The organism is Pseudomonas alliivorans (genome assembly GCF_017826695.1).
GTDB classification, from domain to species: domain Bacteria; phylum Pseudomonadota; class Gammaproteobacteria; order Pseudomonadales; family Pseudomonadaceae; genus Aquipseudomonas; species Aquipseudomonas alliivorans.
In genome coordinates this window covers 103,690-128,340 of sequence record NZ_JAFFZW010000006.1, presented here as the reverse complement: position 1 = coordinate 128,340, position 24,651 = coordinate 103,690, and the positions used below count along the sequence as shown (strand labels likewise).

The window sequence follows — 24,651 nt, the reverse complement described above, 5'->3', positions numbered from 1 at the left end:
GGTGCTGTCACGACCCTCGCGAACAGGCGCTCGCGAGGGCTGACAGTCAGTAACGAAGGTTCAGAGCACAGCGCCTGGCAGCCAAAGCGAGATTGCCGGAATGTAGGTCACCAGCATCAGAACCATGAACAGGGCCAGGTAGAATGGCAGCAGGGCTTTTACGGTCGCTTCGATGGTGACTTTACCCACCGCCGCGCCCACGAACAGCACTGCACCCACCGGCGGTGTGATCAGGCCGATACCGAGGTTGACCAGCATGATCATGCCGAAGTGCACCGGGTCTACGCCGACACTGGTGATCACGGGCAGCAGGATCGGCGTCAGGATCAGGATGAGCGGTGCCATGTCCATGATGGTGCCCAACAGCAGCAACATCACGTTGATGCACATCAGGATCACGTAACGGTTATCCGACAGGGTCAGAAACGCCGTGGTGATCTTCATCGGAATTTCCATCAGCGTCAGGATGTACCCGAAGCTGGCGGCGAAACCGATCAGAATCATCACGATGGAAATGGTCCGTGCCGCCCGGTGCATCAGCTTGGGCAGGTCGCGCCACTTGTAGTCACGGTAGATGAACATGGTCACGAAGAACGACCAGACCACGGCGATGGAGGCCGATTCGGTCGCCGTGAACACGCCGGACAGGATGCCGCCCAGAATAATCACCAGCGCCATCATGCCCCACAGCGCTTCGCCAGCAATCTTCAGCGCCTGGCGCATCGGAATCACTTCGCCTTTCGGGTAGTTGCGCTTGCGGGCGAAGATCATGCACAGGCCCATCATCACCGCACTGAGCAACAGGCCCGGCATGATCCCGGCCATGAACAGCGACGCGATGGACACCGTGCCGCCTGCGGCCAGCGAGTAGAGCACCGAGTTGTGGCTGGGAGGTGTCAGCAGGGCCTGCACCGAGCCGCTCACCGTGACGGCAGTCGAGAAATCCCGAGGGTAGCCGTTGCGTTCCATTTCCGGGATCAGCACCGAGCCCACCGAGGCGGTGTCCGCGACGGACGAACCGGAGATTGCGCCGAAGAAGGTCGAGGCCACGATGTTGACCAGTGACAGCCCTCCGCGCACGAAGCCCACCAGCACCCCGGCAAAGGCCACCAGCCTTCGTGACATGCCGCCTTCGGCCATGATCGCACCGGCCAGCACGAAGAACGGAATCGCCAGCAGCGAGAATTTGTTCACGCCGCCTGCGATCTGAATCATCAGGGCGTCGGCCGGGATCTCGATCCACCAGGCACCGATCAGTGCCGACAGACCTAGCGCATAGGCCACGGGCATGCCGATGAGGATCAGTGCGATAAAGCTGCCCAACAGTATCAATGCGTCCATTTATGCGGCACCTTCGCTTTCTTCAATGACGTCGAACCGCATGACGGAGCGGTGACTCTGGTCACCCAGGAACATCCTTTCCAGAACGAAAATCAGGGTTACGATGCCGCCGATGGGAATCGGCAGATACGAGATGCCGACCCGCAGATCTGGCAATTCACCCAGGAACTGATTCCAGGTGGTGGCGCACAGCTTGAATCCCTTGAAGATCATGAACAGCGCGACGATGGCCATCAGGATCTGTACGACCACTACAGCCACATTGCGCAACTGCACCGGCATGCGGTCGACCGCCATGGCCACCGCCATGTGCGCGCCTGCGCGATAACTGGCCGCAGCCCCGAAGAAGGTGAACACCACCATCAGCAGAATGGCGACCGGTTCCGGCCAGCTGGAGCCGCTGCCCAGCACGTAACGGGCGAAAATACCCCAGGGAATGATCAGGGTCATGATCAGGACCGACAGACCCGCAATCCCGATACAAACCCTGTAAAGCGTGTCGTTGATGCGCAATAACGTATTTTTCATGGAGGCTCACCACAGCGGCGGCGAACGAGCTCTCGCTCGCCCCCGCGGCGTTATTGGACTGTCTTATTGGGCAGCTTGGGTTTTTGCCATCAGCGCAGGATCGGTCTGGACCGCTTCGATACGGCTGATCAGATCCTTGTAAGGCGCGCCGTATTTGTCACGAACCGCCTGGGTCGCGTCATAAAAGGCCTTCTTCTGCTCTGGAGTGAGGGTGATGAATTCCACACCTGCGGCCTTGAGCTTGGCTTCATCGGCGGCCGATGCGGCGTCCCACAGCTTGCGCTCTTCCATCTGCGCTTCGCGCGCCAGCTTCTTCACCAGCGTCTGTTGATCCGGAGTCAGCTTGGTCCAGGTGGTTTTCGATATCACCACCGGCTCAGGCAGAATCAAGTGCTCGGTCATGGTGTAGAACTTGGCGTTCTGGTAGTGGTTGTGCTGGAAGTAGGTCGGCGGATTGTTTTCCGCGCCGTCGATCACGCCAGTCTGCAAGGCGCTGAAAATCTCGCCGGTGGCCATGGCGATGCCGTTGCCGCCCATGTCGTTGATGGTATCGATGAACACCGGGTTGCCCTGGACGCGAATCTTCATGCCCTTGAGGTCGGCGATGCTGCGTACCGGCTTCTTGGTGTACAGGTTGCGCGTGCCACCGTCCATCCAGGCCAGAGCGACCATGTTGAAGTTGGAGTTGGTGATCTTGTCGAGCATCTCCTGACCGATTTCGCCATCGATGATGGTGCGCATGTGCGCCTGGTCACGGAATACGAACGGCAGGTTGAACGCGTTGACGTCCGGCACTACGGGGCCGACGATGCCGAGACTGACGCGGGTCATCTGGATGGCGCCGGACTGTACCTGCTCGACGACTTCCTTCTCCGAGCCCAGCACGCCACCGGCGAACATCTTGAAGCTGATCTCGCCCTTGGTTTCTTCCTGCAGCTTTTTGCCCATGTTCTGCTCGGCCACCACCGGCGGATAACCGGCAGGGTGCACTTCGGCGAACTTGATTTTTACTTCGGCCTGCGCGATGCCAGACATGCAGAACGCGAGCGGAAGTGCAGCGATGAGAAGTGTGCGTTTGAAGTCCATGGATATCTCCGATTTTCTTGTTTTTGGTCGGTGCTATTGGGTTCAGTGCTGTTGCTTCAGTGTGGTGGCTCAGTGTGTGGATCAATCCCGGAAAACAGGCTCCTCCAGGCCTTTGACGCCGGGCCGCAGAGCGAACACACCACCGGCGAGTGGTTGATCGCTCAGATCGCCGCCTGGGCGGATTGAGGTCACGAACAGGGTGTCCATGTTCGGACCGCCGAATGCGCACATGGCGGGTTTTTTCACGGGCACGACCAATGATTGGTCGAGCTTGCCCTGTGGGGTGAAACGATGGATCAGGCCGGCATCGTTGCCGCAGATCCAGTAGCAGCCATCGGCGTCGATGGCTGCGCCATCCGGGCGACCCGGATGGTTGTTCATGTCCACGAACAGGCGGCGGTTGTGTGGGGTGCCGCTGTCGGTGTCGTAATCGAATGCCCAGATTTTCTGCACGCTGGGGTGCGAATCGGAGAGGTACATCGTCTTGCCGTCGGGGCTGAACGCCAGACCGTTGGGCACGATGAAGTCTTTCAGCACAGGTTCCAGCGTCTGTTGCCCTGCGCTGTAGCGATACATCGCACCCACCACGGCACCGGCATTCATGTCCATCAGCATCGTGCCGGCCCAGAAACGCCCCTGACGGTCGCAACGACCATCATTGAAGCGCATGCCGGACTGTGCGTGCGTCACCTCGACCAGAGGTGTGGCGGTCAGGCTTTCACTGTCGCCGGGCTGCAGATGAAACAGGCCGGTCCCCATGCCTGCGACCCAGCCACCTTTGCCGTCGGCCGCGATGCAAGCCAGCATCTGCGGGGCTTTCCAGTGACGGGTGCTGCCATCGCGTGCGCTCCAGCGATGCAGGTGGCCTGCCGGGATGTCGACCCAATACAGCGCCTGATCGCGGGCGCTCCAGACAGGGCTCTCACCGGTAGCGTTTTGCGCATCCAGAATCAGTTCGGCATCCATGGCGCTCGTTTCTCCAGACTGTTCAAGTTGTAGATGAGCGGTAGTTACTCGTCGCCAAACGGCCCGGAAGCCACAAAGGCGCCGCCCTGATAGACCATGGCCGGATCATCGGCGGCGGGCATCGGCTGGGCTTCGACCTTGTCGCGAAATACTTCGGAGCTGTCCTTCGGGGTATAACCCAGATGGCTGGCCAGACGGTTGTCCCACCAGACGGTCTTGTTGTCCGACACGCCGTACACAACGGTGTGGCCGACATTGGGCGTATACAGGGAGCGCTCGAGCAGTTGGGTCAGGTCATCGAAGCTGAGCCAGGTGCTCATCATTCGGCGATTCTGCGGTTCCGGAAATGAAGAACCGATGCGGATGCTGACGGTTTCGATGCCATAGCGATCGAAGTAAAAGCTGGCCATGTCCTCGCCATAGGATTTGGACAGGCCATAGTAGCTGTCCGGACGGCGCGGTGAATGGGCGTCGATGGTTTCGTCCTGTTTGTAGAAACCGATGACGTGGTTGGAGCTGGCGAAGATCACGCGCTTCACGCCGTGACGGCGGGCGGCTTCGTAGATGTGGAATACACCGCAGATGTTGGCACCAAGGATTTCCTCGAACGGCCGCTCTACGGAAACGCCACCGAAATGCAGAATGGCATCAACGCCATCGACCAACTGATGAACGGCGTTCTTGTCGGAGAGGTCGCAGACCTGGACCTCTTCATGACTGCCGGCGGCCGGAGCCATTTCGGCGATATCGGACAATCGGAGAATGTTCGCGTAGGGACGCAGCGTTTCGCGCAATACCTTGCCCAGGCCGCCTGCCGCGCCTGTCAGCAGGAGGCGATTGAAGGGAGTCTGCGTAGTGTGAGCCGATGCCATGAGGAAGTTTCCTGATTGTTATTTTTGTCATCTGTTGTCGTATGACTTGCCGGATTATCGGCAGCCCCCACGCTGCTTGTCAACGCGTCCAAAGTATTAAGTCGTCGGCTCGTCAACCGCCGCTCAGACGCCTGCGCATGACCAGGCCCGCCCAGCGGGAGGGCCTGGCGCAATGCGTCAGAGCAACGACAGCGGATAGCTGATGAAGACACGGTTTTCATCGAACTCGTTGGTGCTGAAGTCGCGTCGCAAGCTGGAGTTACGCCATTTGACGTTCAGGTTCTTGAACGTGCCGCTTTGTATGGTGTACGCCAGTTCCGACTCCCGGCCCCACTCCTTGCCGTCGGTGATAGTGCCGGTGTGCACGTTGTCGCCACTGATGTAGCGGTTCATCAGGGTCAGACCGGGCACACCCAATACGGCGAAATTATAGTCGTGACGCAACTGCCAGGATTTTTCCTTGGCGTTGTCGTAGCTGGAGTTGTAACTGTCGTTGGCCAGTGTGCCGCCGCTGGTGCCGTTTACGCGCATCCAGGCCGTGTCGCCGCTGAGTTTCTGCAGGCCGACATAGAAGGTGCTGCCGCCGTAACGGGCCGAGAGCAGGGCATAGGCGGTCTTGTTGTCCAGATCGCCGGCCAGCTTGTTGCCGTCCTCCTTGCCGATGAAGTAGCCCAGGTTCGCGCCCAGGGTCCAGTCACCGAAGGTCTGGCTGTGCAGCAGGTTGAAGAACTGCTGCTGGTAGATGTCCTGCAGTTCCGAGTACCAGACGCCGACCTGCGTGCGTTTTTCGTTGAACACGTATTCACCGCCGCCAAAGTTGAAGCGGTCGGACGTGAAGGCTGCGCGACCGTTCATCGACATGTCTTCCATGCTGGCATCGTTACGCGGGCTGTTGCCGCGGAACTGACCGCCATACAGCGTCAGGCCGTCGATTTCCTTGGACGTGATCTGTCCGCCCTGGAAGGTCTGCGGCAGTGAGCGGCCGTCATCGGAACGCAGAATCGGCAGCACCGGCATCCATTCGCCGACCTTCAGTTCGGTCTTGGAAAAACGTGCCTTGCCCGCCACGCCCAGACGACCGAAATCATCTGCCGGACGACCGTCGCTGTGGATCGGCAGCAGTTGCGTGCCGCCCGTGCCGCGACCGCCATCGAGCTTGATCGAATACAGACCCAGCACGTCGACACCAAACCCGACCGTGCCTTGAGTGAAGCCCGACTTGGCGTCGAGGATGAAGCTTTGCGTCCACTCCTCAGCCTTGCTCTGCGGGGCTGCACTATTGGGAAACGCGGGGTTGGTGAAGTTGCGGTTGAAATAGGCGTTACGCAGGTTGAGCGTGGCCTTGGTGTCGTCCACGAAGCCTTCGGCCATGCTCATCATCGGGCAAAGCAGCGTCATGCTGCCAACGCCCATCAGGATGCGCGAACGGGTGGTGTGAGATGTCATTATTGTTGTGCTCCCTTGGTTTAACGAAACCGTCCTCTTTTCTGGCCTTGCACAGGCAAGAACCGACACCGACGAGGATTATGTGATGCCTGTTTCCAGGCATGGCCCCGGTCGAAAGACAGCCGGGTACCGTCCGCTGACAGTCAGCGAAATCTATAAAACACGTGTGTCTTGGGGTGCTGCGAGAGGATAGAACGTTGCCGCGGCGACGGCGATCCAGAGGGTTACGCAAGGTAGAGCGGGCATACGGACGCGAGTCTTCATGTGATGGGCCCCGGCTTTGTTTTTATTGTTTTGGCGTCATAGGTTGTCGTACAACTTCGCCGATTATTTACAGGGTGCGTGGGGTTTGTCAACGCACGATTAGTCGAATATCGACCGTTTCAAAGGGCCTGAAAGTGCCTCACGTGAATGAGAGTGAACGCGGCCGGGGGCCTCACAGTCCACCAGACACGTATTCACTTTTTCGGAGCATTTTCAATGAATCGTTTCACCCAGAAAGTCGTTGTGGTCACAGGCGCCGGTTCCGGAATCGGCGAAGCCACCGCCAAGCGTTTTGCCAGGGAAGGGGCCAGCGTGGTGCTCGTCGGCCGCAACGAAGAGAAATTGAAAAAAGTACACGCGCAACTGGAGGGCGAAGGGCACCTGGTCAGGGCTGCCGACGTGGCGGATCTGAGCGATGTCGAGGCGCTGTTCAAGGAAGTCGCCAGTCACTTCGGCCGCCTGGACGTGCTGGTCAACAATGCGGGGATCGTGAAGTCCGGCAAGGTCACTGAACTTGAAGTGCAGGACTGGAAAGAGCTGATGTCGGTGGACCTGGACGGCGTCTTTTATTGCACCCGCAGTGCGATGCCTGCGTTGATCGTCAGCAAGGGCAATATCGTCAACGTGTCGTCGGTGTCCGGTATGGGCGGAGATTGGGGCATGAGTTTCTACAACGCGGCCAAAGGCGCGATCACCAACTTTACCCGCGCGCTCGCGCTCGACCACGGCGCCGACGGTGTGCGGGTCAACGCGGTGTGCCCGTCGCTGACGCGTAGTGAGTTGACCGACGATATGATGGACAACGCCGCGCTGATGGCCAAGTTCAAGGAACGCATCGCGCTGGGCCGTCCTGCCGAGCCTGAAGACATTGGCGATGTGATTGCCTTCCTGGCCAGCGACGATGCGCGCTTTGTCACTGGCGTCAACCTGCCGGTGGATGGCGGTCTGTCGGCTTCCAACGGACAGCCGCCGCAGGCTTGATAGGGCAGTCAACGCGTAATGGCCCCACCCCATTCCGGTGTAGCGCAGTCGTGCAGCAAACACCGGACTGTGGGAGACGGCCAAGACCCCCTATGCCCGCCGCGCAGACACAGATGTCGGCGCTTCAGAAGACAGGCGTTTTGATCAGAGTCGATGTTTGCCTGTGACAAACACGAAGCGCTGCCGTCAACCTGATGAAACACTTGCAACCATCCATCGCCCGACACGTCTGACTCGCGCATTGGCTGCCACACTGATTTTCGGAAATGCCTTGCGCGAACTCTCTGCCCTGATGCTTTCCGACGCCTCGAACCCTTCGTTGCGTTTTACGCCTGTGAGTCTGTCTCAGGGGCGGTAGCCATGCTCGTGGCGATCTGAATTCTCCATTGCCTTGATCCTCCGCCCGAAATGCAGGAGCCATCATGTTGAGCGCTCATCTGGCGCCGGCTGCCGGTCCTCTGGATATGCTGCGCAGCCTGTGGCGTCACCGACAATTGATCATCACCATGACCCGGCGCGAAGTCATTGGCCGATATCGTGGGTCGGTGATCGGTATCGCCTGGTCGTTCTTCAACCCGGTGCTGATGCTTGCGGTGTACACCTTCGTGTTCTCCGAAGTTTTCCAGGCTCGCTGGGTCGGGCAGGACACCAGCAAGGGTGGTTTTGCCATCCTGCTGTTCGTGGGCATGATCGTGCATGGCCTGTTTGCCGAATGTGCGAACCGAGCGCCGTCGCTGATCATGAGCAACGGCAATTTTGTGAAGAAAGTGGTTTTTCCTCTGGAGATACTGCCAGTCGTAACGCTGGGCTCGGCCATTTTTCATGCAGGCACCAGCCTTGTCGTACTGCTGCTGGCGCAGTTCATTCTGACTCACACCCTGTACTGGACGGCGTTGCTGTTTCCGCTGGTGCTGCTGCCGTTGGGCATAGCCACTCTGGGCTTCAGCTGGTTGCTGGCCGCGCTGGGCGTGTACCTGCGCGATGTGAGCCAGGTCATCGGCGTGCTGACCACCGTGTTGCTGTTCCTCTCGCCGGTGTTGTACCCGGTGGCCGCCTTGCCAGCGGTCTACCAACCCTGGCTGAAGCTCAACCCGCTGACCTACATCATCGAAGAAAGCCGCAATGTGCTGCTGTTCGGAAACTGGCCGGACTGGCAAAGCCTGGCGCTGGCAATGCTGATCGCCCTTGCGATCGCTGCAGCAGGCTTCGGTATCTTTCAGACAGCCCGCAAGGGGTTTGCCGATGTCCTCTGACGAAATCGCGATCAGCGTCCGTGATATTTCCAAATGCTATTACAGCTATGACCGGCCCGTGGAACGGGTCTTGCACTCGCTCGTGCCGCGGGTGCAGCGTCGGTTGCTGATGCCGGTAACGACCTACGGGCAGGCGTTCTGGGCGCTGCGCAATGTCGATTTCGAGGTGCGGCGCGGTGAAACCGTCGGGCTGGTCGGTCGCAACGGTTCAGGCAAATCGACGCTGCTGCAAATCATCTGCGGCATCCTGCGGCCGACCGGTGGCTCGGTTCAGATTCAGGGCCGTGTTGCAGCCTTGCTGGAACTGGGGTCAGGTTTCAACCCCGAATTCACCGGCCGGGAGAACGTCTATCTGAACGCCTCGGTGCTGGGGCTTAGCCGCGACGAAGTCGATCAGCGCTTCAACTCCATCGCAGGCTTTGCCGACATCGGCGACTTCATCGACCAGCCGGTCAAAACCTACTCCAGCGGCATGGCGGTGCGCCTGGCGTTTGCTGTGCAGGCACAGGTCGATCCGCAGATTCTGATTGTCGACGAAGCGCTGTCGGTCGGCGATGCGAAATTTCAGGCCAAGTGCTTCGAGCGGTTGCGACAACTCAAACAGAACGGCACCAGCATCCTGCTGGTCACGCATGCCAGCGAACAGGTGGTTACCCATTGCAACCGGGCGATTCTGCTGGAAGGTGGCCGGGTGGAAATGAGCGGCGCCCCGCGTGCCGTCGTCAATCGTTACATGGACATTCTGTTCGGCCGTGAACGCCATGTGGCGCAGGCATCGCCGAGCCCTGTTGCACAGGAGCCTTGCCCGCAACAGCCCACCGCTCGCACTCAGAAACCGATGCTGAGTTTCGAGCAGGATGCCTTCGAGTCGCGCCCCGGTTTCAACCCGCATGAATATCGTTGGGGCGATGGTGCGGCCATGCTGACGGACTTTAACCTGGCTGTTGAAGGGCGCGAGTTTCCACTCAGTATCGAGCCGGGCGCCGAGGTGCTGTTGCAGGTGGCTATCCGTTTCAATCGACTGGTCAGCCATCCGGTGCTGGGCTTCACGGTCAAGACCAAGGAAGGCGTCACAGTCTATGGCAGCAATTCCTGGCTGCTGGAGTGCGCGGCCAGCCGGCAATTCTACGAGGCGGGTTCGCAACTCAGGGCGTGTCTGCGTTTCAGAAACCGGCTGGCAGCAGGTGATTACTTCATTTCTCTGGGCGTTGCCTCTCGCGAGGGCGAAGAGATCGTTCCCCATGATCGTCGCTACGACGCCATTCACATTGTTGTGGCCCCGACCCCCACGCTGTTCGGGCTGGTCGATCTGGCCCTCATCATGGACTTCGATCAGGAACAGCCTAAATGAGTCATCTTGAGCAGAGCGGATACCGTCTGGACCGGCGTACGGGCGTGTGGGCGCGTCCTGATTACAAAGGGCTGGCGTACAGCGATGGCGATGAGCATGAAGAACGTCTGGCCGACATCGTGCGTCAGGCGCAAGACCTGAGCGTGCTTTCAACCGAACTGGGCCGGCACTGCACCGACTGGGTATCGCTTTATCATCTGGGCCGCGCACGGAGCAATCTGTTGCGTCCCTTCGAGCATTGCCTGACAGGCAGGGTGCTTGAAATAGGCGCCGGTTGTGGGGCGATCAGCCGTTATCTGGGCGAGTGCGGTGCCACGGTGCTGAGCCTTGAAGGCAGCCCGCGCCGCGCCCGGATCGCGGCCAGCCGGACTCGCGACCTGGACAATGTCACGGTGATTGCCGAACGTTTCGAGCAGTTCCAGTCGCCGCAGCGCTTCGATGTGATCACCCTGATCGGCGTGCTTGAGTACGCCAGTCTGTTCAATCAGGGCGATGATCCGGCGCTGGACATGCTGGTCAGGGGCCGCGAACTGCTGGAGCCCGATGGGGTTTTATTACTGGCCATTGAAAACCAGTTGGGCCTGAAGTATTTCGCCGGTGCACCAGAGGATCATCTGGGAACGCCGATGGCGGGCGTCGAAGGGCGTTATTCGGCAAACGGCCCGCAGACGTTCGGTCGCCAGCGCCTGACGCATCTGCTCGAACAGGCCGGCTTCAGCCGCTCTGAATTTCTGTTTCCCGCGCCGGATTACAAACTGCCCAATTCCATCGTCACCCAGCGCGGCTTTGAACACCCGGACTTCGACGCCGCTGCGCTGCTGTGGCAGAACGTGCGCAAGGATCCACAACTGCCGGGGGCCACGCTGTTCAATCTGGAGCGCGTGTGGCCTGTAGTGGTGGACAACGGGCTGGGCATGGATCTGGCCAACTCGTTTCTGATCGCCGCGTCCTGTTCGCTGACGCCGCTGACCATGCCGAACCTGCTGGCGGGGCACTACAACGTCAGCCGAAAGCCCGGCTACTGCAAGCAGACCCTGTTCATCGAAACACCGGACGACATTGAGGTGCGGCACGAGCCGCTGCGCACGGACGGTACACCCCACAAGGACTTTCGTCATGTGCTCTCGCGTGTCGATCCCTATCGACGCGGCCGTGTGCTCAGCCAGCAGTTTCTCGACATCGCCAGCACGCCCAACTGGACCGTCAGACAATTCGGTACATTCGTGGCGCGCTATTGCCTGGCGTTGAAGGACCTGCTGGCCGGGCAGGGCCACGATTTGCCGTTGCAACGTCTGGATGAGCGCCTGCCTGGCGCGCTCATCGATGCGGTGCCGCAGAACATCATCCTCGACGCCGAGGACCGGCCCACGCTGATCGACATCGAATGGGAAGCCGCAGCCGGTATCGAGTTGGGACATCTGCTGATACGTGCGCTGTTGCTGCTCATCGCCAGTGCCACGCCCTTCTGCAGCAGCGTGATGCCGCTGACGCGCCGTCAGTTCGTTACCGAGACGCTGTTTCATGCAGGGCTGGAAATCACCCCGGCACAACTGGACGCCTTCATCGAACAGGAAGCACATTTCCAGGCATTCGTGACCGGTCTTGAAGCCAGTCGGTTTCTGAACTGGGAGGCGGACCGGATCATCAATCAACGGGTGTCGCCGACCGCACCCAAAATACAGGCCCGGCTTTACTACAGCGATGAAGTCGGCAACTTCAGGGAAGAGGCAGCCCTGAGCCTTGAAGTACTGCCCGGACATCAGCACCTTCGGTTTTTGCTGAGCGGCATTGAAACCCGACCTCGATCGCTGCGGCTCGATCCGGTCGACCGGCGCATGACGTTTTCGCTGGACAACCTGCGGATCGAAAAGGATCAGGCAGTGATCTGGCAGTGGGATGGCCAGACTGCGATGCTGCCTTCGGCGTCAGGTCTGCAAGAGGTGGAGCGCATCGGCTCTTCTCTGCTGTTCGTCAGCCTCGACGATGATCCGTATCTGCAACTGCCTGTCACCCTGTCTTCACGTGATGACATTCGCGACCTGGTCCTGACGCTCGATCTGGTGCTCTACACCGATGAAGTCATCGCCCGCCGCATCAGTCAGGGGCTCAACTGGAGTCAACAGCACGAAACCTCGTTACGCACGGCGGTACAGCCCCTGTCCGAACAGATCCAGGCGCTGACGCGGCGGGTCAGTGAGCTGGACAACGTCACGCAGTTGATCGAGAGGCATGTGATCGAAGGCGAGATCGGCACCATCCAGACCGTCGAACGGTTGTTGCAGGGAAATGGACATGACCTGCGCGAACGTGAGGACCTGATCAGGCAGCTGCAACATGCCCTGCTTGAGGTGCAACGTGAAAAGGACACGCGCATTCATCAGCTGAATCTGCGCATCCACGAGCTGGAGAATTCCTACAGCCGCAGGCTGGCTGCGCCGATTAGGCATACGGTGTTGACCACACATCGCCTGGCAAAGGCCTCGCGGCGCCTGCCGGCGTTGATTCGCCGTGGCGGTGGCTTCCAGGCCACCACACGGCGCGCTGCAATGGTATTGCGGGAGGAAGGGGTGCGTGGCCTCGTGGAGCGCTTGCGCTGGTTCAACGCGCTGGGGCATGCGACCGGTCAGGCCACGGCCTCTGAAAACGAAGTACCTGACCGTCATGACTACGCGGCCTGGATCAAACGCTATGACACGCTGAGTGACAGCGCTCGTCACGCCATGCTGGAAGAGGTCGGCAACTGGGAAAATCCTCCGCTTATCTCGGTCATCATGCCGGTCTTCGATCCGCCGCCGGATATGCTTCGCGAGGCCATCGACAGCATCAGGCGGCAGGTTTATCCGCACTGGGAATTGTGCATCGCCGACGACGCTTCCCGGCAACCTGCCGTACACGACCTTCTCAGGAAAGTGCAGCGTCAGAGCCCACAGATAAAAGTCGTGGTGCGCAGCGAGAACGGTCATATCTCGGCGGCCAGTAATTCAGCTCTGGACCTTGCCCGTGGGCGATACATCGCGCTCATGGACCATGATGACCTGCTGCCGGAGCACGCCTTGTACTGGGTGGCTCGCACTATCGTCCTCAATCCCGATGTCGGGGTGATCTATTCGGACGAAGACAAGATCGATCAACGTGGGGACCGAAATGCGCCGTACTTCAAGTCCGACTGGAACGCCTTTCTATTCCGTTCGCAGAACATGATCTCTCACCTGGGCGTCTATCAGCGCGATCTGGTCAATCGCGTGGGCCGGTTCAGAGCAGGGTTCGAAGGTTCGCAGGATTACGATCTCGCATTGCGTTGCACGGAAAAACTCAGCCCCGCGCAGATCGTCCACATTCCGCGTGTGCTTTATCACTGGCGTATCCATGCAGGCAGCACTGCCGTTGCGTCGGATGAGAAACCCTACGCTGTCCATGCTGCGGTCAAGGCGTTGGAGGATCATCTGCATCGCACCGGACGCAAGGGCGAGGTCGAGTTGTTGCCATTTGGTATGTACCGGGTGCATTACGCGCTGCCAGAGCCGGCACCGTTGGTAAGCCTGATTATCCCGACACGCAATGCCTGGGCCTTGCTCAAGCAATGCATCGACAGCATCCAGCGCCTGACCACGTACCCGCATTATGAAATCATCGTGATCGATAACGGCTCGGACGAAGCCGAATCGCTGGCGTATTTCGCGCAGATCGGTCAGCAACCCGATATCCGCGTCCTTCGGGACGACCGACCATTCAATTATTCAGCCTTGAACAATCTGGCGGTCAGCCAGGCTCGCGGCCAGGTGATCGGGTTGATCAACAACGATATAGAGGTCATTTCGCCGGACTGGCTGGGTGAGATGGTTTCGCTGGCGTTGCAACCCGGCGTCGGGGCTGTGGGCGCGCGGTTGTGGTTTCCCGATGATCGCCTGCAGCATGGCGGGGTGGTTCTGGGGATAGGCGGCATCGCCAACCATGCACACAAGTTTCTGCCCCGAGGCCAATACGGCTATTTCGCCCGCGCCGTGCTGATTCAGGAGTTTTCTGCGGTGACGGCGGCCTGTCTGGTGATCAGGAAATCAGTGTTCGAGCAGGTAGGCGGGCTTGACGAGGTCAACCTGAGAATCGCCTTCAACGATGTCGACTTTTGCCTGCGTGTGCGGGAGGCAGGCTACGTCAACGTCTGGACGCCGTATGCCGAGTTGTATCACTACGAATCGGCTACTCGCGGTTTCGAGGACTCGCCGGAAAAACAGCAGCGCTTCGACAACGAAGTGGCCTATATGGCCCGGCGCTGGCCGAAGATCAGAAGCGACTATGCCTACAACCCCAACCTGACGCTGGACGACATTGATTTCGGCCTGGCCTGGCCTCCGCGTGTTTCTGACTAACGCGGTCCGGGCGCTGCGGTGACTCTGAACCATGACCAGCCTTTTTCGCTGTGGTGCAGCGCCAGCGTCGGGTTGAGGCTTAGTTGTGGTTTGTCGCTGTCAGGTGCAAGAACCAGGCTCGCACCCGTCTTATTGAAATCCTGGGTCTGAAAGTTGATCAGCACCGTCACCATGTCCGGTTGCGGCACGGTTATTTCCAACCCGTTTGTCGATGGCTGACTCATGAACATGAGATGTTGATAACGGTTGTGCAGTTGTACGTAGCGGTTCTCAGGATCCAGTCGCTGCCACAGAGAACTCTGTGGGTAATAGAACACGCCATTGACTACCTTATGCCCCGAGGCAAACAGAAACATCATGGGTAGATGCGTGCTCAGCGTCAGGGTCGGGTCGTCCTGATCGGGCAAGCTGTTTTCAAGGGAATGGGGCGCGATAAAGACCGGATGAAAGCTCAGCGTTGTCGCCAGTGTCAGTCCCAGATTCACCCCCAGAAATGCTTGAGTTTGTCGGTTCAGCAAAAAGTAGCCGCTGGCAATCACCACCAGCATCAGGCCAAGAGTGACCGATGAACTGGAGCCCGCCAGTACAGGGGCCTTGAACGCTTTCAGGGCGTCATATACCAGCGTCGCCCAGATCAGCGCCATGGCCCAGGCCACGAGGGCCTGGCTCTCGGATCGAATCACGTCCTGTCGTGTAGGACAGATCAACAGATGCGTCAGTATCAGGCTGGCAAGTCCAAGCGCCAGATCGGCCCTGTTTGGTGGAACGTATGACCAGAAGGAATAAGTCGAGAGTGTGGGTCCGAAGCCGATCAACATATAGATCAGAATCAGGCACACCATAATCGCCACGGTGATGTCTGACGCGCCCAGCGCCCGCTGTCTGGCGCGCAGTAAAAACAGCGCGGCGAGAGGCAGCAGGTAATAGTAAAACGAGGCGATTTCACTTTGGTTGACTGTCGAGTGTTCGATGAAGGCCAACGCGGTGAGATTTGTGTAGCCCTTGAAAAGCATGTGCCAGGGCACATTGCCGCCCACTTCAATATGGCGCTGCCCAGGGTACACCGTGCGCATCATGGCGTGGATGGCTTCCTGCGCGCTCAGCCACCAACTCACCAGCAGGATGCCAGCGATCAGCACCGCCAGCAAAACGGCCAGAAAATGTTCGAGTCTGATGCGCCGGTATAACCGGTCGCGCAGCACCACACCTGTCAGCAGTGCGATGAACACATAGCCCACCGAGACCTGCCAGGGTGGATACAGCAGCAACACAAAGCCTGCCAGCGCAAGCCCGGCCAGCACACCGAGTGGCAACAGGGCCCATGTGCTGCGGGCGTTGATGATCTTCAGCAGACATAACAACGCCACGCAGGGGAAAAACACGGCATACGCTGGCCAGAACGACCAGGCCACCACATAAGGCGCGGCGACAAACAGCAGGGCAAACAGAAAGCCTTGTCGCCAGCGGCCCGGCGCCAATGCGTTCAGCAGGTGGGCCAGCGCCAGAAAACAACCGAATGGCGGAAACCACCAGTACCAGGCCAGCGCCCGTTTCAGGTCCAGGACAAAGAATCCCCAGGTCGCCGGTTTGGCCAGTGCCGAGACATGCGCCACCGGCACGCCCGCCATCCCCACGATCAGCATGTTCTGTCCGTCCAGCCCCAGCGAGGTATTGAGCACCGGATAGCGCGGCGTATGGTTGTGCTGGGCGATGGCCATGGGCGTCAGTACCAGCCATTCATCACTGCGAATCGGGCGCTCGTGGCCCCAGATCCGTGTCATGTCGGCGTCCACGAACGGCGTATTGCGCAGCCCCAGATTCAGTGATGATCCCGTCAGACCCAATGCCGTGAACAGCAGGAATAAAAAGACGACATAGAGGCTGAAGGCAGTCGGTTCGCTCATCCTGATCTTCAATCCGGTGCTGACTGTCCGCGTTATCCAGGCGGTGCGAATGAAACCGATGGCGATAGCCAGCAAGGCCGTCAGGATGATGAGCTTGATCAAGGGTCAGTCCTTGCGCTTGAGGCATGCGCGATCACGAGGAGGCGGTGATCACGATGCCAACCATGATGGTGACCACGCCAATGAAGTACTGGACGTGAAACCGTTCGCCGAAGATGAAATGACTGCCGATCGGCACCAGTACGAAAGCCAGCGCCATGAGCGGATAAATTCTCCCCAGATCGGATTTCTGCAGCACCCAGATCCAGCCCAGGGTGGTGATGCCGTAAAGCGCCAGGGAGAGAAAGAACCAGGTCAGCATGATGGGGTCGAGCAGGTCGCCGCTTCTGTCATAAGTGCGCGCAGTGACCTTGAACAGAATCTGCCCGACGGAAATCCCCAGCACACAGAGCAGGGCCGCCAGATACACCCCCCGGTCAGGCGCCACTGTTCAGGTACTTGTTCTGGAGGTGAATGGGGCGTCTGGGAACCGCCTGCACGTCATGGCCAATGAAGGCCAGAATCAACTGGATACCCACCAGAACGGGCAGCGCCGAGACCATCACCGTGCCTGCCGAATTGGCGACACCGGTCTGCCAGGCATGCACCCAGTGAAACGCACCGAACATGCTGCCGAACATCAATAGCAGCACGCCCAGCGGCAGTTCGAAGGATGCCAGTGACATATCACGCAGGTAATAGTTGTAGAACAGGCGCTTGAACAGATTGCGTGCATGCTTGCCAATGAATTCGCCAAGAACGCGGGACACCCTGAGGTTGCTGACTTCGTCGCCGTAGTGGGCGTGCATCGGGATATCCACCACCACGGCGCGCAGGGTGCCCAGACGGAACAGCATGTCGCTCTCGAAGAAGTAACGCTGGCTGATCTTGCCCATCGGTAACTGGCGGGCGACGTTTCGATGGATGGCGGTGTAGCCATTGGTCGGGTCGAACAGGTCCCAGTACCCGGAAGAGAGTTTATTGAGCAGGGAGAGGGTCGCGTTGCCAAAGATGCGCAGCCCCGGCATACGGCTGATTTCTTCCAGATTGAAGAAGCGATTGCCCTTGGTGTAATCCGCTTCGCCTGTCGTGATAGGGGCCACGAAGGCAGGAATCAGGGCCGGATCCATCTGTCCGTCACCGTCGAGCTTGACGATGACGTCCATGCCGTCAGCCAGCGCAGCTGCGTAGCCGGCCATCACTGCACCGCCCACCCCCAGATTGACGGCGTTGAACAGGATGACCACGCGTGCGTCGTGGCAGTGTTGCTCGACCTCTTCGCCGGAGCGCTCGGGGCAGCAGTCATCCACCACATAGATGCGGTCGACTTCCTTGCCGATGCCGGTAATGACGTTACTTATATGCTTTCTTACGTTGAAGCAAGGAATGACTACGGCAACCTTCAATGCATCAAGGGTGATCGTATTCGCCATCATGAAATGAGCCTGACTGTTCAGGAAACATTAACGGGTACGGCTGGTGGGCTACAGTTAAGTACAGTTGGTGACGAAGTTCCAGAGCCAGACGATGTTAAAAAGCTGAACACTGTCTGGCGAGTTCATTCATGAAACAGTGTCCATTTAATTAACAGCGCAGGCAGTACGTTGCCGGTTCGGTTCATGAAGCTTCCTGCGTCAGGTCTTTAAACTTTCAAGTCGAAACTACCCATGAACACATCGTCTGAAATCGATATTTCAGGTCTGAGGTGTTACGACAAAACTGTCGAAGCTGTCACCTATAGCGTTCCACGCGGTATTACCCGAGAAGCCCGCGGTCGTGTCTGGATCGTCCGTGTCCTGAAGAACAAACAAGTGCAGGTCTATGCGCGTTTTCCGGACTTGCGTTACAGCGGTACCCGCCGGGCGCTGAACGCCGCCATCATCCACCTGCTCCACAGTGGCCATGCCTGGCGGCGCGAGGACGTGCTGCAGCTTGACGAGCACGCTGCCGTGCACTGGCGCAAGCGCAGCGGGGTCGGCCTTTGCGCGGTGGCCTACGTGACCCGTCCAGGACCGGGGCGCGGTGAAACCCTATTTCTTTCGACCTACAAACGGGTGGCCAGCGGACGCGGTCTGGACAAGTTTCGCTCCCGCTTGATAGAAGTACTCGAGAACGCTTACACCCTGCATCATGACGGATCGGATATTCCGTATTCGGTACAGAAGAAGATCAGGCACGACATTGATCGGTTAATGGAAAGCGATTATTACCGGGCGTTTATAGAGGCCGGTAAAAGAAAGGCTGATCACATTGCGGTGGCTGAATATGTGGAGCGGTTGTCGCGTTAACGAGCGCTCGTCAGGAACATGCGAGTCTGACACGGTTCGGGTATTAACGCGGTGTCCAGGCGGCGCATTCGGTATAAAAACTGCCAGTTCTTACAGTATGCGCCATTCCGGCGGGTTGGCAGACTAAAGCCATCAGACGGTCGAACAGATGAATGATGTTCTGACGACACGGTTGATAAATGTTGCCCGGATAGCTCAGTTGGCAGAGCGCTGTATGAAACATTACGGAGGTCGGTGGGTCGGATCCACCTCCGGGCACCTTCTTCATTTCAGGCAGTGCCTGTCACGCCTGAACAATCAAGCCCGGTCATGCCGGGCTTGATTCATTCTGCAGCCTGCCTCAAATCTTGAAGTGGCTGACCATCGTCTGCAGTTGTCCGCCCAGGCGGGCAAGTTCGACGCTGGAGGCGGCGGTTTCTTCACTGGCTGAAGCCGTCTGCTCGGACACGTCGCGAACGTTGATGATGCTGCGGCTGATTTCCTCGGCCACTGCACTCTGCTCTTCGGCGGCTGCCGCGATCTGCTGGTTCATCGCCTGAATGTTGGAAACCGTCTGCGTGATGCTGTTCAGCGAGGTGCCGGCCTTGCGGCTGAGCTGCACGCTGCTGACCGTCAGATCACGGCTGCTGAGCATGATGCTGGACACCTGGCGTGTACCGTTCTGCAGCGCGGCGACCAGATTTTCGATTTCCTCGGTGGACTGCTGGGTGCGTTGCGCAAGGCCACGGACTTCGTCCGCGACCACCGCGAACCCACGCCCGGCTTCCCCGGCACGCGCGGCTTCGATGGCTGCGTTGAGCGCGAGCAGGTTGGTCTGCTCGGCAACCGCCTTGATCACGTCCATGACTTTGCCGATCTTGTCGCTTTCCTGCTCCAGCAACGTCATGGCGTCGGAAGAACGCACCACTTCGGCGGCCAGTTTTTCGATCTGACCGATGGCCTCACTCACCACCTGATCACCGGCGCGTGCTTCCTTGTCGGCGGTCGATGCGGCTTCGGAAGCCTGTTCGGCGTTGCGCGCCACTTCTGCGACCGTGGCCGACATTTCGTGCATGGCAGTCGCCACCTGGTCGGTTTCGACTTTCTGGCTGTTCACACCGGCACTTGTCTGTTCGGTCACGGCCGACAATTCCTCGGCGGCGCTGGCGATCTGCACCACGCTGTCGCGGATACCGCCAATCAGCTCGCGCAAGGTCGTGCCCATGCGCTGGATGCCCTGTTGCAGTACGCCCAGTTCGTCCCTGCGGGTCACCACCATGGTCTGCGACAGGTCGCCCGATGCGATCCGGTCGACCACTGCCATTGTTTCCTGCAGAGGACGGGTGATCTGCCGCGTGATGATCACCGCGGCAATGATGCCCAGAATCATGGCCAGCAGGGTGCAACCGATCTGCATGTTGCGGGCCTGAGCACTTTCCGCGTCGCGACGATCCAGTTGCAGCTGATACATGGCCTCGCTGAGCTTGACGATGTCCTGCCCTTGTGTGGTCATTTCCTTACGCGCCTGTGCAATATCGCCGCTGGACGCCTTGAACGCCTGCAAGGTCGTGCGATAGGCCTGGAAGGAAGTTTCCAGTTGCTTGAGCGCGTCGGCATGGGTGCTGCCGAACGTGGCTTTCAACTGATCGAGGTTCTTGATCGCGTTATCCAGCTTTCGTGCGGCAGACTGTTCGTTTTCCGGCGAGATGTCCGTCAGGTAACCGCGGACCTCGTAGCGTGCCTGCATCAGGTCGTCCTTGGAGCCGACAATCAGCTCGTACTGGTTGAAACGGTTTTCATCCGTGGCGTCCAGCTGCTTCACGTCGGCCAGAATCCGGTCCAGCATTTCGGTGACCTTGGTGGCATGAACCGTCAGATCCTTGCGCAACGCGATGCTGGTCTTGTAACCGCTGCGCATGTTGTTCAGGGATTTCTGATAATCAGCGATCACCACGCCCAACTGCTCGAGCATTTTCACGTTCGCGGGGCTCTTGAACGAGGTCAGCAGCTTTTCCTGGTAAGCCTTGAAGCCATCCAGTGAAACCTGAACGGTTTCGGCGACCTTTTCATCGCCGTCGGCCACCATATATTGCAGGCGTGTTACCCGTAACTTGGTCAGCTGCGCGTTGAGCGAGGTGATGTCACTCATCCAGTTGCTGCGGTCGATCAGCCCACTCAGGCTGCTCCATCCCGTGAGCGCAAGAATGGCAGTAAAAACAAGTACAAGCCCGAATCCGAGGGCCAGCTTCATATTCACGCTGATGTTCGCGAACCAGCTGTTCATGACGTTCTCCAGTACAACATTGTAAAAAGTAAGGCCTCTGGAGGATTTAACGTGAATACGACCGCCAAGGCATTGGATACAGACCCTATCGGCAGCATCTCGCCAAGCTGAAATTAAAAAATACAATTAATCAAAAACCGCCTGTCCCCCTTTCACAGGCTTTCTTTCGTTGCCCGACGCGGCTATAAAGGGCGCCTCGAGAACATTGAAACAGCTTGGCACTGTCATTAAACAGTCGCCAGAATGCTGCCTGTGCTCGTGCCGTGAAAAGGCTGTAGAAGTTTGAACACATGGAGTGTTCATGGAAAACAACTTTGTATGGCCCATTATCCGAGTCTTCGGACCTGCCTATACCTTTAGAGATGCTTTGAAATGACTTTGAAGTTTCGTCATAAAATTCTGCTGGCGGCATCGGGCGTTGTCGTTCTGGCATTCGCTCTGTTCACGCTTTACAACGATTATCTGCAACGCACCACCATTAACCAGAACCTCGAGTCCTCAGTGGGGCAGGCGGGACAACTGACCGCCAGCAGCGTGCAGAACTGGTTGAGCGGACGCATTCTGGTGCTGGAAAACCTGACCCAGAACGTGGCGTATCAAGGCGTTGGTTCTGACCTGAGCGGGCTGGTTTCCCAGTCGTCGCTGGTGTCGACCTTCCAGTTCACCTATGTCGGCGACAGCAAGGGCACCTTCACCCAGCGTCCCGATGTCGAGATGCCCGCCGGTTACGATCCCCGTCAGCGCCCCTGGTACAAATCGACAGTCGATGCTGGCAAGACCATCATCAGCGCGCCCTATCTGGCCTCGGTGGGCGGCCTGGTCGTGACCATTGCCAGTCCGATCAAGATCAACGGCCAGCTGGCCGGTGTGGCGGGGGGCGACCTGAGCCTCGATACGCTGGTGAAGATCATCAACTCGGTGGAATTCGGCGGCATGGGCTACGCGTTTCTGGTCAGCGGTGACGGTCAGGTGATCGTCAGCCCCGACAAGGAACAGGTCATGAAAAACCTGAAGGACATCTATCCCGGCCAGACGCTCAGCCTGGACAACCGTATGCGCGAGGTCACGTTGAATGGCCAGCAACGCATCCTGTCGTTCACCCCGATCACCGGCCTGCCATCGGCTGACTGGTATATTGGCCTGTCGATCGACAAGGACAAGGCCTACGCGCCACTGAGCCAGTTCCGCAGCTCTGCCATCGTCGCCGGCCTGATCGCAGTGATCGTGATTGCCATGCTGCTGAGCCTGCTGATTCGTGCCCTCATGCGCCCGCTGACCGATATGGGCCGTGCCATGCAGGACATCGCGCAGGGCGAGGGTGACCTGACCCGTCGCCTGAGCATTCAGGGCCGCGATGAGTTCGCCGATCTGGGCAGCTCGTTCAACCAGTTCGTCGAGCGCGTTCACGCCTCCATCGTGGAAGTGTCCTCCGCCACGCTGCAGGTGCATGACCTGTCGCAGCGCGTGGTGCAGTCCTCCAACTCCTCGATCATCGGCTTCGATGAGCAGAGCGCGCGCACCAACAGCGTCGCGGCAGCGATCAACGAACTGGGCGCTGCCACCCAGGAAATCGCCCGCAACGCCTCGGATGCTTCCATCCAGGCCAGCGAAGCGCGCACCCAGGCAGAAGACGGTCAGGTGGTGGTGGAAAAAACCATCCATGCCATGAGCGAACTGTCGACCAAGATCAGCGATTCCTGCACCCAGATCGCCCAGCTCAACGCCAGCACCGACAACATCGGGCAGATTCTGGATGTGATCAAAGGCATCTCGCAGCAGACCAACCTGCTGGCCCTCAACGCCGCCATCGAAGCTGCACGTGCCGGTGAAGCCGGTCGGGGCTTTGCCGTGGTGGCTGATGAAGTGCGTAATCTTGCGCACCGCACTCAGGTGTCTGCCGACGAGATCCACAACATGATCGGCGAGCTGCAGACTGGCTCACAGGACGCCGTGGTGAACATGAACGAGAGCCAGGCCTCCAGCCAGGGCAGCGTCGAAGTCGCCAACCAGGCCGGCAACCGTCTGCGTGACGTGACCCGCCGCATCGGCGAAATCGACGGCATGAACCAGTCGGTTGCCGCTGCGACCGAAGAACAGACCGCCGTGGTGGAAACGCTCAACATCGACATCAACCAGATCAACTCGCTCAACCAGCAGGGCGTTGCCAACCTCAACGAAACCCTCAAGGATTGCGCCGCGCTTTCCCAGCAGGCCGGGCGTTTGAAACAACTGGTGGCCAGCTTCAAGATATAACTCGAGCCGCCATTGAAACGAGAAGGGCCATCCATGTGACGGCCCTTTTTTGTTGGTTAGTGTTGATAACTTTCTGTATGGACATGAGGTGTGAAACTGATTTTTATCGGGTCACATCTGGGTGAATGTCAGTGAGGGTTGAGGAATGTTTGACGTTATTTGTGAAGGCAATTAATGGTTTGAAAAGTCTGACTTTTAAACATTTTCCCGGACGTGTTTAAATGAGCTTTGCTCAATCCGTCAACTACAGATTGTGGATATAAACCGGTTATGACGGACATGTTCGTTCAAAACTGTTCAATATTCAGAAAGGCAACCACAGTTCGTCGGATTTTTATGTTTATTGAATGAGCAGATTAATAACCGACATCTTCTTTTGTTATCCGCTCCTGCCAGACAGCGCTTGGTTTCATGGCAGGAGTCGCCTGCGGGTTTACGCTTCATCCGCCTTGTTTTGATTGCGGTCCGAGTACGTCGACGCCACCGGGCTCGGCTTGCTGACTACAGCAGCCGACTTGCGCTGACCCACCAGATCATCCGGGTTCAAAAACAGATTCATGCGCGGGATCACCTCAATGCGCGGTTTCTTGTCAGGCCGCTCAGCCTGGCGCGTATTCCGGTTGAAGTGACGAAGCTCATGCACGTCGATGGGCTCCTCACCGGCCAGCACGAACATCGGCAGGTTGCTGTGGATCATCGCGTCGTAACGGGAGCTGGCCGAGAAATACACCATCGCCCTGGGATGCGGAGCCACTTTCTTGTACTTGATGAGACTGGCCTGATCCGACAGATTGACGATCCGCCGCAACTCGGCACCCGCCGACGTCTGCTCGATAGCCACTCGGTCTTTCGAAGCCTGCTGCTCGGCCGCCTTGCTCAACAACTCCCGAACCTTGCTCACCGCAACCCGCTCGCCGCCCGTCGTGTGTCCGGCCCAGGTGAACACGATCAGGCGAGGGCAGATATCGAACACCTGCGTGTGACGCCCCAACTGCTTCATGCTGAACATCGGCCCCAGCGCCTGACGCAGAATCTTCGACCGCGCCGTGGTCGCCAGATTGAGCTCGATCCGCGTCTGCTCGATCGCCGCCATCAAGTCATCCTTGAGCTGATTGATCTCCTTCACCCAAGGCAACACGCTGCGGCTCAACGCAAAATAACCCGGCAACCGCATCACCGTCCCCGGCGCCTGACCGGGAAGCCGCTCGAACAACGACATCGCCCGCACCGTCGCCTCAATCGCCGCCTGACCCTCCAGCGGCTGCACCTCAATCAGATCCAGCGCCTTCTGCTGCGCCAGCACCGGCAACTGCCACACCTGACCATGAACCACCCACTGAGGCCACATCTGATTGAATGCCGTTATCTTACTGACCAGACGGGCGTGGACAGTCGTTATATCGACGTACATGGTGATCTCCGAAAAGTCTAATACCACCCCCAGTGTAG

The 24,651-nt window shown here is 58.8% G+C and carries 17 protein-coding genes, 1 tRNA gene and 2 pseudogenes; 8 read left to right on the top strand and 12 right to left on the bottom strand.

Features of this window, described 5'->3' with window-relative positions:
• Positions 1–60: 60 nt before the first annotated feature.
• From JTJ32_RS16960 to JTJ32_RS16935, 6 genes are all read right to left on the bottom strand, one after another.
• Positions 61–1,341, bottom strand: coding sequence for a TRAP transporter large permease (locus JTJ32_RS16960; RefSeq protein ID WP_099226746.1), 1,281 nt, complete (start codon positions 1,339–1,341; stop codon positions 61–63).
• Complete coding sequence (locus JTJ32_RS16955) at positions 1,342–1,869, bottom strand: TRAP transporter small permease (protein ID WP_099226747.1); 528 nt, start codon at positions 1,867–1,869, stop codon at positions 1,342–1,344.
• A 63-nt stretch (positions 1,870–1,932) separates the two neighbouring features.
• Positions 1,933–2,955 (bottom strand): TRAP transporter substrate-binding protein, encoded by a 1,023-nt coding sequence (locus JTJ32_RS16950; protein WP_099226748.1) that lies wholly within the window; start codon positions 2,953–2,955, stop codon positions 1,933–1,935.
• 81 nt (positions 2,956–3,036) lie between these two features.
• A complete protein-coding gene (locus JTJ32_RS16945; protein ID WP_210042729.1) occupies positions 3,037–3,921 on the bottom strand; it encodes a glucurono-1,5-lactonase in 885 nt (294 codons plus the stop codon).
• Between the two features lie 44 nt (positions 3,922–3,965).
• Positions 3,966–4,793, bottom strand: a complete 828-nt coding sequence (locus JTJ32_RS16940; protein WP_099226750.1) for an NAD-dependent epimerase/dehydratase family protein — start codon at positions 4,791–4,793, stop codon at positions 3,966–3,968.
• Positions 4,794–4,970: 177 nt separating this feature from the next.
• Positions 4,971–6,239 carry an OprD family porin gene (locus tag JTJ32_RS16935; RefSeq protein WP_184321611.1) on the bottom strand — a complete coding sequence of 423 codons (1,269 nt, stop codon included), beginning with the start codon at positions 6,237–6,239 and terminating at the stop codon, positions 4,971–4,973.
• A 480-nt stretch (positions 6,240–6,719) separates the two neighbouring features.
• Between JTJ32_RS16935 and JTJ32_RS16930 the strand changes: the two genes are divergently transcribed.
• The 4 genes from JTJ32_RS16930 to JTJ32_RS16915 all read left to right on the top strand — a co-directional run bounded on the left by JTJ32_RS16930 (position 6,720) and on the right by JTJ32_RS16915 (position 14,455).
• Positions 6,720–7,484: a meso-2,3-butanediol dehydrogenase gene (locus JTJ32_RS16930; protein WP_099226752.1), complete on the top strand. Its 765-nt coding sequence runs from the start codon at positions 6,720–6,722 to the stop codon at positions 7,482–7,484.
• Between the two features lie 422 nt (positions 7,485–7,906).
• Positions 7,907–8,737, top strand: coding sequence for an ABC transporter permease (locus tag JTJ32_RS16925; protein ID WP_408004603.1), 831 nt, complete (start codon positions 7,907–7,909; stop codon positions 8,735–8,737).
• Positions 8,727–10,088, top strand: a complete 1,362-nt coding sequence (locus JTJ32_RS16920) for an ABC transporter ATP-binding protein (RefSeq protein WP_210042726.1) — start codon at positions 8,727–8,729, stop codon at positions 10,086–10,088. The genes JTJ32_RS16925 and JTJ32_RS16920 overlap by 11 nt, the downstream gene beginning before the upstream one ends.
• Positions 10,085–14,455, top strand: a complete 4,371-nt coding sequence (locus JTJ32_RS16915; protein WP_210042725.1) for a glycosyltransferase — start codon at positions 10,085–10,087, stop codon at positions 14,453–14,455. The genes JTJ32_RS16920 and JTJ32_RS16915 overlap by 4 nt, the downstream gene beginning before the upstream one ends.
• Here JTJ32_RS16915 and JTJ32_RS16910 read toward each other — a convergent pair.
• The 3 genes from JTJ32_RS16910 to JTJ32_RS16900 are packed head-to-tail and all read right to left on the bottom strand — an operon-like array spanning position 14,452 to position 17,834.
• Positions 14,452–16,461 (bottom strand): DUF7657 domain-containing protein, encoded by a 2,010-nt coding sequence (locus JTJ32_RS16910; protein WP_210042723.1) that lies wholly within the window; start codon positions 16,459–16,461, stop codon positions 14,452–14,454. The two genes, JTJ32_RS16915 and JTJ32_RS16910, sit on opposite strands and share 4 nt — an antisense overlap.
• Positions 16,462–16,492: 31 nt before the next feature.
• A complete protein-coding gene (locus tag JTJ32_RS16905) occupies positions 16,493–16,846 on the bottom strand; it encodes a DMT family transporter (RefSeq protein ID WP_099226756.1) in 354 nt (117 codons plus the stop codon).
• On the bottom strand, positions 16,836–17,834 hold the full coding sequence (locus tag JTJ32_RS16900) for a glycosyltransferase family 2 protein (protein WP_099226757.1): 999 nt from the start codon (positions 17,832–17,834) through the stop codon (positions 16,836–16,838). Before JTJ32_RS16900 ends, JTJ32_RS16905 begins: the two co-directional genes overlap by 11 nt.
• Positions 17,835–18,065: 231 nt before the next feature.
• Here JTJ32_RS16900 and JTJ32_RS16895 point away from each other — a divergent pair, with 231 nt between their 5' ends.
• Together JTJ32_RS16895 and JTJ32_RS16890 are read left to right on the top strand one after the other, a co-directional pair.
• Complete coding sequence (locus tag JTJ32_RS16895; RefSeq protein WP_099226758.1) at positions 18,066–18,686, top strand: hypothetical protein; 621 nt, start codon at positions 18,066–18,068, stop codon at positions 18,684–18,686.
• A gap of 184 nt (positions 18,687–18,870) precedes the next feature.
• Positions 18,871–18,944: transfer RNA gene (locus JTJ32_RS16890), tRNA-Phe, on the top strand.
• Positions 18,945–19,026: 82 nt separating this feature from the next.
• On the opposite strand, the gene JTJ32_RS26805 is transcribed toward JTJ32_RS16890, so the two are convergent.
• Positions 19,027–19,731, bottom strand: a complete 705-nt coding sequence (locus tag JTJ32_RS26805) for a methyl-accepting chemotaxis protein (RefSeq protein WP_374729071.1) — start codon at positions 19,729–19,731, stop codon at positions 19,027–19,029.
• Between the two features lie 198 nt (positions 19,732–19,929).
• A pseudogene (locus JTJ32_RS26800) lies at positions 19,930–20,814 on the bottom strand (methyl-accepting chemotaxis protein); the annotation flags it as partial.
• Between the two features lie 507 nt (positions 20,815–21,321).
• Here JTJ32_RS26800 and JTJ32_RS26795 point away from each other — a divergent pair.
• A pseudogene (locus JTJ32_RS26795) lies at positions 21,322–22,296 on the top strand (cache domain-containing protein); the annotation flags it as partial.
• Between the two features lie 69 nt (positions 22,297–22,365).
• Entirely contained in the window at positions 22,366–23,202 is an 837-nt protein-coding gene (locus JTJ32_RS26790) for a methyl-accepting chemotaxis protein (RefSeq protein ID WP_408004604.1), read from the top strand.
• Between the two features lie 433 nt (positions 23,203–23,635).
• Here JTJ32_RS26790 and JTJ32_RS16875 read toward each other — a convergent pair whose 3' ends face one another.
• Positions 23,636–24,613 carry a DNA replication terminus site-binding protein gene (locus tag JTJ32_RS16875; RefSeq protein WP_210042718.1) on the bottom strand — a complete coding sequence of 326 codons (978 nt, stop codon included), beginning with the start codon at positions 24,611–24,613 and terminating at the stop codon, positions 23,636–23,638.
• Positions 24,614–24,651 lie beyond the last annotated feature (38 nt).